The 13,399-nt window shown below is 44.4% G+C and carries 10 protein-coding genes; 5 read left to right on the top strand and 5 right to left on the bottom strand.

What is annotated here, in order from left to right; genetic code table 11:
- Positions 1-53 precede the first annotated feature (53 nt).
- The gene (locus R7E29_RS06620) at positions 54-1,055 is read right to left on the bottom strand and encodes a sugar-binding transcriptional regulator (protein ID WP_042522666.1); all 1,002 of its coding nucleotides are present in this window, start codon (positions 1,053-1,055) and stop codon (positions 54-56) included.
- Between the two features lie 466 nt (positions 1,056-1,521).
- Between R7E29_RS06620 and tal the strand changes: the two genes are divergently transcribed.
- Together tal and tkt are read left to right on the top strand one after the other, a co-directional pair.
- Entirely contained in the window at positions 1,522-2,472 is a 951-nt protein-coding gene (gene tal, locus R7E29_RS06615) for a transaldolase (RefSeq protein WP_005373488.1), read from the top strand.
- A 125-nt stretch (positions 2,473-2,597) separates the two neighbouring features.
- Entirely contained in the window at positions 2,598-4,589 is a 1,992-nt protein-coding gene (gene tkt / locus R7E29_RS06610) for a transketolase (RefSeq protein ID WP_042522667.1), read from the top strand.
- 141 nt (positions 4,590-4,730) lie between these two features.
- On the opposite strand, the gene R7E29_RS06605 is transcribed toward tkt, so the two are convergent.
- The 3 genes from R7E29_RS06605 to aroG form a co-directional block, all read right to left on the bottom strand.
- Positions 4,731-6,293: a methyl-accepting chemotaxis protein gene (locus R7E29_RS06605; protein ID WP_005389027.1), complete on the bottom strand. Its 1,563-nt coding sequence runs from the start codon at positions 6,291-6,293 to the stop codon at positions 4,731-4,733.
- A gap of 209 nt (positions 6,294-6,502) precedes the next feature.
- Positions 6,503-7,675: an MFS transporter gene (locus tag R7E29_RS06600; RefSeq protein WP_025767923.1), complete on the bottom strand. Its 1,173-nt coding sequence runs from the start codon at positions 7,673-7,675 to the stop codon at positions 6,503-6,505.
- A gap of 159 nt (positions 7,676-7,834) precedes the next feature.
- Entirely contained in the window at positions 7,835-8,887 is a 1,053-nt protein-coding gene (gene aroG, locus R7E29_RS06595) for a 3-deoxy-7-phosphoheptulonate synthase AroG (protein WP_005389030.1), read from the bottom strand.
- 459 nt (positions 8,888-9,346) lie between these two features.
- Here aroG and R7E29_RS06590 point away from each other — a divergent pair, with 459 nt between their 5' ends.
- On the top strand, positions 9,347-10,339 hold the full coding sequence (locus R7E29_RS06590) for an OmpA family protein (RefSeq protein WP_042522668.1): 993 nt from the start codon (positions 9,347-9,349) through the stop codon (positions 10,337-10,339).
- Between the two features lie 88 nt (positions 10,340-10,427).
- On the opposite strand, the gene R7E29_RS06585 is transcribed toward R7E29_RS06590, so the two are convergent.
- Positions 10,428-11,030: a beta-phosphoglucomutase family hydrolase gene (locus tag R7E29_RS06585; RefSeq protein ID WP_005389034.1), complete on the bottom strand. Its 603-nt coding sequence runs from the start codon at positions 11,028-11,030 to the stop codon at positions 10,428-10,430.
- Between the two features lie 76 nt (positions 11,031-11,106).
- On the opposite strand from R7E29_RS06585, the gene arfB reads away from it, so the two are divergent.
- Together arfB and R7E29_RS06575 are read left to right on the top strand one after the other, a co-directional pair.
- Positions 11,107-11,520 (top strand): alternative ribosome rescue aminoacyl-tRNA hydrolase ArfB, encoded by a 414-nt coding sequence (gene arfB / locus R7E29_RS06580; protein WP_318082497.1) that lies wholly within the window; start codon positions 11,107-11,109, stop codon positions 11,518-11,520.
- Between the two features lie 100 nt (positions 11,521-11,620).
- The gene (locus R7E29_RS06575) at positions 11,621-13,390 is read left to right on the top strand and encodes a methyl-accepting chemotaxis protein (protein ID WP_025767924.1); all 1,770 of its coding nucleotides are present in this window, start codon (positions 11,621-11,623) and stop codon (positions 13,388-13,390) included.
- Positions 13,391-13,399 lie beyond the last annotated feature (9 nt).

Below are 13,399 nucleotides of genomic sequence, written 5' to 3'. Positions count from 1 at the left end.
GAGTGATTTGTCACCCCTCATAGCCTGACTACATCAAAAGCCGACTATTTCCGTTAGCGTTCAGATTTCGCGTTGCCGTGCATTTGCTCATCTAAGTTGAGCACGGTTAATGCGTTGCTAACGCTCGTGGCGATCACGTCTATCGCTCCAGTTCTTAATGCTCCGAGTAGAGCGAGTGGCTTGCTGTTCTCAGCTGCGATCGCAATGACTTCCGAGATCGGCCGAAACTCTTCAATACCAAGTCCAATTACTCGGTCACTCATTACCGTGTTCGCTACATTACCGTGAATATCAAAGAAGTCATAACCTGCAAAATCCCCTACCACACCTTGTTGAAGTCTCGACTGAACCACTTCATCAGGCGTAAACCAACCTAAGTCGACCATGTAACTGTTTTCGCTCATGTCACCAATACCAACCAAAGCGACATCGGCTTTACGTGCTAGGTCGAGCGTTTGTTTCACGGTTGCATTTTGCATAAAGGCCAACTTCTGTTCTCTGTTTTCTGCGTAAGCCGGCGCATAAAGTGTTTCAGAGGTCCCCCCATATTTCTTCGCCAACTGACGACAAATATGGTCGGCGTTATACATACCGCCACGCGGATGAATACCACCAATGCCACACACAAATTTACAATCACGCGGCGTAATAACACCAATATGGTGAGCGACAGACGACACGTTGCGCCCTTGTCCGACCGTCACCACCATGCCGTTTTTGAGCGTGCTAGTGAGATAATTGGACACCAATCCCGATACCTGTAGTCGTTGCGCTTCTTCATTCGGTTGATCAAGAGCAACAAGCGCGCGCTTAACGCCGAATCGCTCGATCAAACGTTGTTCAATCTTGGCGCTGAACACCGGATGGTATTTAACGGTAATTTCAACAATGCCTTCATCACGCGCCTGCTTGAGCATTCGCCCGACCTTTGCGCGTGATATGGCAAATTTTCTCGATATCTCTTCCTGAGTCGCACCGTCTTGATAATACGCGACGGAAATCTCTGTCAACAAATCCGTGTTTTCAATGGAAATATCTTGATTAGAACTGCTCATGGTTTCTCTCGCCCTTTAAGAGGATCGATATTGTATGCAATAAGTGAACATATGCTCATTGACTTAGCATATGTTCTTTATCAATTTAAACGCTACATTTGCTCATCGCAATAACATTTTCTCACTACAATTTTTTACCCTCTTGGACAACGCTCAAGCTTTGAACAATAAGGGCAAACGTTTATTTGGGTTAACCACTAAACACACAGTAAAAAAACGTTGATGAAGTTCACTATAAGTCCATTTCAGCGATTGACTTTCAGCATAGATAGGATAAATATGGACACATCATTTACTCAGCTATCGATCAAATGTTCATAGCATTTGTTCGGTAACGAAATTTTCCGTAGTTGGCTGAGCAGATGTCTCATTAAATGCGATGAGACGGTTAGCTAACTCGCTTGCAAATGCACAAGCTGTGATAACAAAAATCACGCTTAAGCCCATTTAAATAGGATGATCGATTATGAGCAACAAGTTAGAGCAACTTCGTAAACTAACGACTGTAGTAGCAGACACTGGCGAGATTGATGCAATTAAAAAGTATCAGCCAGAAGACGCAACAACTAACCCTTCTCTTATCCTTAAAGCCGCTCAAATCGCAGAGTACGCACCTCTAATCGATGCTTCAATCGAATACGCTAAAGCACAGAGCAACGACAAAGCTCAACAAGTTCAAGATACTTGTGACATGCTTGCAGTAAACATCGGTAAAGAAATCCTAAAAACTATCCCAGGTCGTATCTCTACAGAAGTAGACGCTCGTCTATCTTACGATATGGAAGGCAGCGTAGCGAAAGCTCGTCAACTAGTGAAAATGTACAACGATGCTGGCATCACTAACGACCGTATCCTTATCAAACTGGCTTCAACTTGGGAAGGCATTCGCGCAGCTGAGATCCTAGAAAAAGAAGGCATCAACTGTAACCTAACGCTTCTATTCTCGTTCGCTCAAGCACGTGCTTGTGCAGAAGCGGGTGTATTCCTAATCTCGCCATTCGTTGGTCGTATCATGGACTGGTACAAAGCGAAAGAAGGCCGTGACTTCGAAGCTCAAGAAGATCCAGGCGTACTATCTGTAACTAAGATCTACAACTACTACAAAGAATACGGCTACAAAACTGTAGTTATGGGCGCAAGCTTCCGTAACATCGGTGAGATCTTAGAACTAGCTGGTTGTGACCGTCTAACTATCGCTCCTGCTCTACTTGCAGAACTAGAAGCAGCTGAGGGTGAAGTAGTTGAGAAACTAGTTGATTCTAAAGGCGCAGCTGAGCGTCCAGCACCAATGACTCACGCAGAGTTCCTATGGGAACATAACCAAGACCCAATGGCTGTTGAGAAGCTGGCTGAAGGTATCCGCAACTTCGCCGTTGACCAAGGCAAACTAGAAGCGATGATCGAAGCTAAGCTTTAATTGCTTACCAAAAGCGAGTAGCCCGTCTACTCGCTTTTACCATCAGCACTATTTTCAAAAAATTCTATTTGAACTTGTTTCGGCGAGTTCCCTCTATTTAAATCAAATATCGAGAAGTAATCACTATGGATCGTAAACATCTAGCAAATGCAATCCGTGCGCTAAGCATGGATGGTGTTCAACAAGCTAACTCTGGTCACCCAGGTGCACCTATGGGTATGGCTGACATCGCTGAAGTTCTTTGGCGCTCTCATCTAAACCACAACCCATCAAACCCTGAGTGGGCAGACCGCGACCGTTTCGTACTGTCTAACGGCCACGGCTCAATGCTGATTTACTCTCTACTGCACCTTGCAGGTTACGAGTTGTCTATCGACGATCTGAAAAACTTCCGTCAGCTTCACTCTAAAACTCCTGGTCACCCAGAGTATGGTTACGCGCCAGGTATCGAGACCACAACGGGTCCGCTAGGTCAAGGCATCACTAACGCGGTTGGTATGGCTCTAGCTGAAAAAGCGCTAGCAGCACAGTTCAACAAAGAAGGCCACGACATCGTTGACCACTTCACTTACGTGTTCATGGGCGACGGCTGTCTGATGGAAGGTATTTCGCACGAGGCATGTTCTCTCGCAGGTACTCTAGGTCTAGGCAAGCTGATCGCGTTCTGGGATGACAACGGCATCTCTATCGACGGTCACGTTGAAGGTTGGTTCTCTGACGACACACCTAAGCGTTTCGAAGCTTACGGTTGGCACGTAATCCCTGCAGTCGATGGTCACGATGCTGACGCAATCAACGCAGCAATTGAAGCGGCGAAAGCGGATCCACGTCCTACACTTATCTGTACTAAGACTATCATCGGTTTTGGTTCACCAAACAAATCTGGTTCACACGATTGTCACGGTGCGCCACTAGGTGCAGAAGAAATCGCAGCAACACGCAAAGAACTAGGTTGGGAGCACGGTCCTTTTGAAATTCCGCAAGAAGTCTACGCAGAATGGTCAGCGAAAGAAACAGGCGCAGCTAAGGAAGCAGCGTGGAACGAGAAATTTGCAGCTTATGAAGCAGCGTACCCTGAGCTGGCAGCTGAATTTAAACGCCGCGTAAACGGTGAGCTTCCTGCACAGTGGGAAGAGAAAGCAAGCCAAATCATTGCTGATCTTCAAGCTAACCCAGCAAACATTGCATCACGTAAAGCGTCTCAAAATGCTCTAGAAGCATTTGGTGCTCTACTACCAGAGTTCATGGGTGGTTCTGCTGACCTAGCACCTTCTAACCTAACAATGTGGTCTGGTTCTAAGTCTCTAGAAGCAAGCGACTTCTCTGGTAACTACATCCACTACGGCGTACGTGAATTCGGTATGACAGCGATCATGAACGGTATCGCGCTACACGGTGGTTTCGTTCCTTACGGCGCAACATTCCTAATGTTCATGGAGTACGCACGTAACGCAATGCGTATGGCTGCGCTGATGAAAATTCAGAACATCCAAGTGTACACGCATGACTCTATCGGTCTTGGCGAAGATGGTCCAACTCACCAACCAGTTGAGCAAATGGCATCGCTACGCCTAACACCAAACATGAGCACATGGCGTCCATGTGACCAAGTTGAGTCCGCTGTAGCTTGGAAACTAGCGATTGAACGTAAAGATGCACCGACAGCACTTATCTTCTCTCGTCAAAACCTTGCGCAACAAGAGCGCACAGCAGAACAAGTAGCAGACATCGCGAAAGGTGCTTACATTCTGAAAGATTGCGAAGGCAAGCCAGAGCTAATCCTTATCGCAACAGGTTCTGAAGTTGAACTAGCAGTAGAAGCAGCAGCACAGCTAACTGCTGAAGGTAAGAAAGTACGCGTTGTTTCAATGCCATCAACAGACGCATTCGACAAACAAGACGCCGCTTACCGTGAAGCTGTACTGCCATCAGACGTAACAGCACGTATCGCAATTGAAGCAGGTATTGCTGACTTCTGGTACAAGTACGTAGGCTTCGACGGTCGCATCATCGGTATGACTTCATTCGGTGAATCTGCACCAGCTGGCGAACTATTCAAAATGTTTGGTTTCACGACTGAAAACGTAGTGAACACAGCAAAAGAGCTACTCGCGTAATTGCAGTAAAAAGATAGTCAGTTTTCTCTATTGCGAATGTGAAAACTGAAAAGCCCCACCAGCAATGGCGGGGCTTTCTTTTATCTGGCTCCTATTCGCATAAACGCAGCCAGGACATAAACATCACAACTTTCGTTACGACTATTTGTCTTCAAATCGAAGTGCGAGCTGATAGAAATCTTGTACTTGGTCTTTCAACTGTCGGCTGTTTTGTTCAACTGAATGTGTTGCTGCCAAGTTTTGTTCTGCGGTCGAAGCGATAGAATGAATGTGCTGGTTTACATCACTAGATAGCTTTAACTGGTTATTCGCCGCTTCTGCTACATCAACCATCAGCCCACTCATGGTTTGCATCATCTGTTCAACTTCAGACAAACGCAACGCGCTTTGTTCTGCTACTTGAGAACAGGCATCGGTTTGCTCTTTGTTTGCCAGAATATCTTTCTGCCAACTTTGAATCGTTGCCAACATAGTGGAGATAGAAGCTTGGATTTGTTCAGTTGCATTGGATGTACGCCCAGAAAGCGCGCGGACCTCATCAGCTACAACAGCAAAACCACGACCTTGCTCCCCTGCCCTTGCTGCTTCAATCGCCGCGTTAAGTGCCAGTAAATTGGTTTGCTCTGCGATTCCACCAATCTCTTCCATCAAATGGTTCACCTTCTGCGCCTGATCACTCAGTTGATACGTCGTTTCCGTCGCTTTTTCAGCTTGAAGGCTTAATTGCGCTAGATTGGTGTGCGTTTGATCAATGGTCTCCTTCGCCATCAAGCATGACTTCAATGTATCATCAATCAACATATGGGCATCATTGGTACTCGAAGAAACCGAATTTGCCGACGACTCCACCTCTTGGGTAGCATCTCGTACACGATGAATATCGGTATTTTGCTGATTTAATGCAGCCGAGACTTCTGCCGTTGTTTGACTGAGCTCTTCGGCGCAATGCTGCAAAGGCAATGCGGAGTCAGTCATTCTTCCTAACACGGTTCGAATTCTTGCGGATAGCATTTTGATATGGAAATCGGCAATCGAAAATGCCGTGTTACCGGAATAGATCAAGCGACTTACGCTGTCATATTGCTTTTGTAACTTTTTAAGTTGCTGAGGTGTATCAATTAACTCTTGGCGGAATAACAGAGCCAGAACACTTGCAGGTAACGCACTTGCAAGCCAAGCCAACGGCCCTTCAACAGACAACGCATATGCGGTTGCAGGTGCGGTTAGTGCACCAAGTAGAATCGCATAGCGAATGGTTTCATTGATTTTCAACGACCAAGTTCGACCAGACTTCTCTGCAGCACGCATGCTTTTGTAGGCTTTTGTCGCAATATCAACCCACTCTCGCTTTGGTTTCACGCGCACTGATTGATACCCAACAACATGGTTGTCTTCGTAGATAGGGGTGACATAAGCATCAACCCAATAGTAACCGCCAGACTTAGTGGCATTCTTAACCATTCCACGCCAGGCTTTACCTTGTTTAAGGCGTGCCCACATGTCACCGAAAGCGGCTTTAGGCATATCATTATGACGAACTATATTGTGGTTCTGACCGACAAGTTCTTCGTGAGTGTATTCAGCAACGCGGCAAAAGGCTTCATTACAATATGTAATAACACCTTGTAAGTTCGTTGTTGAGACGAGTTCCTCAGACTCCCTCACGAGAGTTTCTTGAGCTTTATGAGAAATATTGGCTGACATAGACGAAACTTCTTTAGTTTTTATTGATTTTCGGCAAGATATATACAGGATTTTTATTTTTATTACAAAAAGTTAGATAAAAAGTCTTATCAAATCGACATTTTTATTGTGGGAATTCACATTATCGATAAAAACATAAAGAAGAGATTGTTGATTTGAGCTAATAAACAAACCCGACACGATCGGCCGGGTTATATATTAAGCCTTAATTAAGCGGTTTGTGATTCTGGCTTTTTATTCGTTTTTAACGCAAACATCGCGATAACGAGTAACACAAATGGAAGAACATACAAATTAAGATTCTGCCAACCTACGGTAGACTCAAGCCAACCAGATAGTAATGCGGTGATGGTGACACAACTGAACACGAAGAATTCATTAAACGCTTGAGCCTTGCTTCTGTTTTTCGCTTCATAGCTTTGACTAAACAGCCCGGTTGCTGCGATAAACATAAAGTTCCACCCTATTCCTAACAGGATTAAAGCAAGACTAAAATGCCAGATAGACACTCCATGTATATTAATTCCAATACAAGCAACAAATAGCAATCCACCCGCCAAAATCATATTCTTAGCGCCAAACCGTTCTATCAGACGGCCCGTGACAAACGCAGGTGCAAACATACCCAACACGTGCCATTCGATCACTCCCGCCGCTTTATCAAAATCAAAGCCACAACCAATCATCGCTAAAGGAGTTGCTGTCATTAAAATGTTCATCACCGCGTACGCAACCATTGCCGCGATAACTGCCAGCATGAAATTAGGTCGACGAATAATCAGTCTCAGCTTATCCGCCTTAGCGTGTAGCGCCTGCGTGTGTGCAGGTGGAAAACGAATGGTTTGTAGCACAACCAACGCGGTTATATAAAGCACGACAAGCACAGCAAATGCACTAATGTATAAGCCATCACCTGACCACTGCTGCGAGTACACGGCCAGATTAGGCCCAAGGATCGCCGCTAACACCCCACCCGCCATAGATATCGAAATCGCCCTATGTCTTGCCGACTCTTCACACACTTCAATGGCAGCAAACCTGTATAGAGTACCGAAACCTATACCAACACCAAGCAAAAACGTAGACATGCAGAACAGATAGAAGTTTTGTTGACTTAATGCATACGTCGCTAGACTAGCACCCAAAATGCCAATGACATTACCAAGGCTAAAACCAAGGCGACGCCCTAACTTGCCCATAATTAGCGACGCGGGAATTGTCGCGGCCATCAGTCCCAAAAACTGCAGTGCAACTGGTAATGTGATAAAACTTGATGACGGCGCAAGTGTTTTGCCAATAAGGGCAATAACAGATATGAGTAAAATATTCCCTGTCATTAATAAGGCTTGGCAGAGGGATAGAAGCCATACATTACGATTCAATTCCAAATTCCTTTTGGTTACAACGTATACAGATAACATATAGGAAAGCAGAAACAATAGAAAGATATGAGAGTAATTCTCAACAAAAAGAGCCAGAGGCATAGTACCTCTGGCTCTTCACTATTCACTTTTCGCTTTTAAAAAGTTTTTCTGTTGAGCTTACTTGTTGCGGCGCGCTTTTACTGCATCAGAAAGCTGACGAAGTACCGTTTCCGTATCTTCCCAACCAATACATGCATCAGTGATCGACTGACCATAAGTGGCTGCTTTGCCATCCACTAAGTCTTGGCGACCTTCAACTAAATGAGACTCGATCATCACTCCAAAAATGGCTTCTTCGCCACCAGAGATTTGCTCGGATACATCATCAGACACCAGCATTTGACGCTTGAACTGCTTCGAGCTGTTAGCATGGCTAAAATCAATCATCACTTTTTTCGGCAGACCTGCGGTGTCCAGCTCATCTTTAATTTGAGCTACATGTGCTGCACTGTAGTTTGGTTCTTTACCGCCACGTAGAATAATATGGCAGTCTGGATTACCAGCGGTTTCTACGATCGCGGAATGACCGTATTTTGTTACTGAAAGGAAGTGATGGGAAGCGCTTGCAGAACGAATCGCGTCGCTCGCTATTTTAATATTCCCATCTGTACCGTTTTTGAAACCTACAGGACAAGAAAGACCAGAAGCAAGCTCGCGGTGAACCTGAGATTCTGTCGTACGAGCACCGATAGCTCCCCAACTGATCAAATCCGCCACGTACTGAGGTGTAATCATATCTAAGAATTCACTTGCCGTCGGCAAGCCCATATCGGTTAGATCAAGAAGAAGTTTACGTCCGATACGTAGACCATCATTTAGCTTATAGGTGTCATTTAAGTAAGGGTCATTGATAAGGCCTTTCCAACCAACGGTCGTACGCGGCTTTTCAAAATAAACTCGCATAACAACCTCAAGCTGCTCGCCCAGTTCATCACGTAATACTTTTAGCTTTTTACCGTACTCAACCGCGGCAGCCGGATCGTGAATAGAACACGGGCCAACGATCACGAGTAATCGATCGTCTTTTCCTTCAAGAATATTGTGAATGGCGTTACGGCAATCAAAAGTGGTCGAAGAAGCGGTTTCAGTCGCTGGGAACTTCTCTAATACTGCAACAGGTGGCAATAACTCTTTTACTCTATTTATTCTTACATCATCAGTTTGAAACATTACTTCTACTTCCTGGTTTTATTTCCGACCCCATTTTTACCAACTGAACTCATTGCAACATTGTTCACAAAGCGAGCAGCATCAAGGGCTGTGGTCATTTTCTGTCTAGCGTTTAAGTAACTTATCGGCTTAGGCGTAGACTTGCAATCAGTTTTTGCAAATAAATGCAAATAAAAACCACCTGTTAACCACCGCGCACAATGTAAAGTAAAGTTTACGAAAAAAAGTTCAAAATAATCATCAATTTTCTTATGCACCAAAAAATCTTTACTACAATGTAAGAAATATCAGAAGTTTGTGAGGTATTTTTGGGTAGTAAATGTTGATCAAGTTCAAATATATTGTTGCTTGATATGAAATGATTAGAATATTAAACTAATTTCTTATAAACGCTGGTTTTTTCTAATTTTTTGATAAAACGAAGTAGAAGTTAATATGCAATCAATACAAGGAAACATTATGAACAAAGTAGCAATTGCAGTAGCAGCAGTGGTAGCTGGTAGTAGCGCGCTTTTAAACTCTGCTCAAGCTGAAATGTACATCGGGGGCAAAGTGGGCATGACTACACTTGACGACGCTTGCTATCTAAATAGCCCTTGTGATGATGAAGCGTTCGGTGCAGGACTACATATCGGTTATGACTTTACCGATATCATCGGGCTAGAGTACGGCGTAGACTTCTTAGGCGACTATGAAGGAAACTCTAGGTCAGGGGCTAATACGATTAATACGATTGACGGCAATCTAACGGCTTTAACACTTGCACCTAAATTCAACTGGCACTTAAACGACTCTTGGAATCTATTTGCTAAGATCGGTGGTGCTTACATGATGTCTGATGACGAAACAGACTTTGTCCCAACAGGTTCTTTGGGTGCTGAATACTCGATCGATAGAAACTGGAGTGTTCGCGCTGAATACCAACGCTACCAAGACATGTCTGACGACGTGTGGGACGACATGGATGCTAACTTCTTTGGTATCGGTGTTAACTACAAATTCGCAGCAGCTCCAGTTGTTGCAGCAGTTGTAACGGAAGAAGTGATCGAGCCAGATCCAGAACCAGTGATGATGAGCAAGGTGCACAAAGAAGAGTACGGTACAGGTACGTTTGAATTCGATAGTGCTAAGTTAACAGATTCCGTTTCTGAACGTCTGGACAACTTTGTTTCATTCTTGAACGAATATCCTCAAGCTCAAGTAGAGATTACTGGTTACACGGATAGCTCAGGCCCTGCGGCATACAACCAAAAACTGTCTGAGCGTCGTGCTCAATCTGTTGCTGATTACCTAACCGCAGCTGGCATTGGTTCAGATCGTTTGACAGTTAAAGGGATGGGTGAAGAAAACCCAGTTGCTGACAACAGCACTCGCGAAGGTCGTGAGAAAAACCGTCGCGTAGAAGTTGTGGTACCTTCATTTGAATACCAAGAGCTAGTTCAGCCAGAATAAGTATCTATGATTCATGATCGATGATGTGGTAAAAATTAATGGGGTGCATTTGCACCCCGTTTTGATCTCATATTAAGGGATATTGCCACTATGGTTTTGGGAAAAAGATCAACTCATTATCTTGCACCATAACGCAATCCATACCAGCTGCATGCGCCGCTCGCTTCCCCAGCTCAGTATCCTCGAACACAAGACACTGTGACACCTCCAAGTCGAGTTGTTTCGCGGCCACCAAAAAGGTATCTGGAAAGGGTTTATGGTTCTCTACATCACTCGCGGTTACTACAACATCCAACTTGTCTAATAAACCTGCATGGCTTAATAAGCGCATGGCACTTTCTCGTTGGCTGCCAGTCCCGACTGCAATTTTCTTATGGCCTAAATATTCCTCTAACACGATGTTCGTGCAAGGAATAACGTCACCATGAAGCTCCATAGCAGCGAATGTTTCCATTTTAAATGTCGCGACAGTTTTAGGATCTAACGAAAGCTCATGCACACGATTTAGTTCCTCAACAATTTTAAAGCTCGGCATCCCTCCCAAACTGTGAAACCATTCCTGGCAAAACGGAAAATCAAAACGCTCAGCAGTTGCTTGCCAAGCTGCCAAGTGGGCTGGCATGGTATCGATTAGAGTACCATCCATATCAAATATGAATCCCTCATAGGGTCTAAAATCAATCGTGCTCATGTCTTTTCTTCTATTTGTGCATCTGTAATGTTAATTTATCAGCTCTTTCAATCGTCCTTACCGGCATTTACTTATCATGCTCAAAATTTCGAACTCCGTCACAATTCAAGAGTGGGAAATTCAATTATCCCCAATTAGAGCTCAAGGAAATGGTGGCCAGAACGTTAACAAGGTAGCGTCCGCTATACACCTGCGCTTTGATATCCGGCATTCAAGCTTACCTGACTTTTACAAAGAGCGATTACTTGCACTTTCTGATAGTCGTATAAGTAAAGATGGCGTGATCATCATCAAAGCGCAACAATTTCGGACACAAGAACAAAATAACGAAGACGCCCTAAATCGGCTTCAAGCATTGATAAAAGCTGCCGCTTTACAGGAGAAGAAGCGTATTAAAACGAAACCAACCCGCGCTTCTCAACGCCGACGACTTGATACAAAAAACAAGCACGGAGCGAAAAAACAGCAACGTAAAAAAGTGCTGTATTAGTGCATGTCGTTTTCTCGACATGTTAGTTGAACAACGTTTGCTAGCCCTTGGAAATCTCATTGGATTTCTCTTTTTAGTTACTTATTCAGGAAACAACAATATGACTATTAGGCAAAAACTCTACTTCCTCGGAGTTATCGCCATTTTAGGCATCGTGGCCCTTTTGGGTACGTCATCCCATTTTGAAAATAAGAGCAATGATCTTAATCACGCCATCAAACTCGTTGGTGATCTAGAAATACGCTTACTCAACTTACGCAGAAATGAAAAAGATTTCCTACTGCGTAGTAATGACAAATATCTAAATAAGTTTGACGCCAATGTTGACAAGTTTATAGACACAGAAAAAGAGCTTGCGAACATACTCAAGAGTAATGAATTACCTTCCAGTCAACAATTTAAGCAAGACTTGCTCGCATACCAAAGGGGCTTTCAGAATCTGGTCAGCGCTTACCAACGATACGGGCTTGATTCAAAGAGTGGGCTTCTCGCCGGTTACGAACAAGCACTATTAGAAGCTAAACAACGTTCAGACCACCAGCAGTTATTGGCATTAGTCCGTTTTGACTCTGCGGTAAAAGCAGGACTATTCAATAGTGACTTGCTTGAGGGGCAATATGCTCCGGAGCTTATCAAAACAGGTAAGCAATTGGCGGCCCAAAAGCAAGTTGTTGGGGTTGCTTATGACAAAGGCCTACTCGGTGAAACTCGCGCATTATCCCATGCCGTAGAAGAGCAATTTGAAACCTTTTCCACAGCCCTTAGCTCTGCTGCCGCACAACGTGATGAACAAATGTCGACCATCAAGCAGGTCATTACAGCTCTGATCTTAGTCGTTATTTTCGCATTGATTTGGCAAATTTCACGTTCAATCAATACGCGAGTGAATAGCTTACTTGGCACCATTCGAAGTATCAGCGAAACGAACAACATGGGACTTCGATCTGATTTGAAAGGTCAAGACGAGCTATTTGATATCAGTCATCACCTCAATGACCTATTGGATAAGCTTGAGCATCTAATTAGTAGTACCCAAGAAAAATCGGCGCAACTCACTGCAAGTACCGATAATATGCATCGTGAGTTAGAAGGCGTTATGGAGCAATTCCACACTCAAACTGACCACACAGCATCAATGGCGACGGCAGTTCAGCAAATGGTTGCCACAATAGGTGAAATCTCTGAGAGCACATCAGTTGCGGTAGAAGGCGTACATCAGGCAGCGAATAATGCCGAACAAGGTCGAGGAGTTGTTGAGGCGACGGTAACCAACATCGGTCAACTAACCACGATTTTATCAAACAGCCAGCAGTCGATTGGCTCGCTGAATCAGCATGTAGATAAAATTGGTGGTGCCGTGAACATCATCCAAGAGATTGCAGAGCAAACCAACCTACTAGCTCTCAACGCAGCAATTGAAGCCGCGCGAGCAGGCGAACAAGGCCGCGGGTTTGCAGTTGTTGCCGATGAAGTACGCGCCCTAGCTAGCCGAACTCATCAATCCACTGAGGAAATCACGCGGGTCGTTGCAGATATTCAAACTCAAATGTCTACAGTTGTTGCTGATATTGATCAATGTAACGATCAAGGGCAACAAACACTTAATGCTTCTGAAAAACTGGATTCTAGCCTGCAACAGATCATTACTGACATGCATTCAATTCAAGGTAATTCGGAGCGCATAGCTTCAGCAATTGAAGAACAAGGTATCGTGATGAACCAAGTTAGCGGTTCAATCACCGAGCTAAACGCCATATCTGAGAATAACATGCAATCCGCTCAGGAATGCTTGCATGAAGTGAACTCTGTCTCTGCTCAAGCTCATGATATGGATGAAGCCGTTGCACAATTCAAAACTGCGCTAAAATAACCCTTTTCA

This window comes from Vibrio sp. Vb1729, assembly GCF_033338655.1.
In the GTDB taxonomy this organism is placed as follows: domain Bacteria; phylum Pseudomonadota; class Gammaproteobacteria; order Enterobacterales; family Vibrionaceae; genus Vibrio; species Vibrio alginolyticus.
This window is presented reverse-complemented; position numbering and strand designations above follow the sequence as displayed.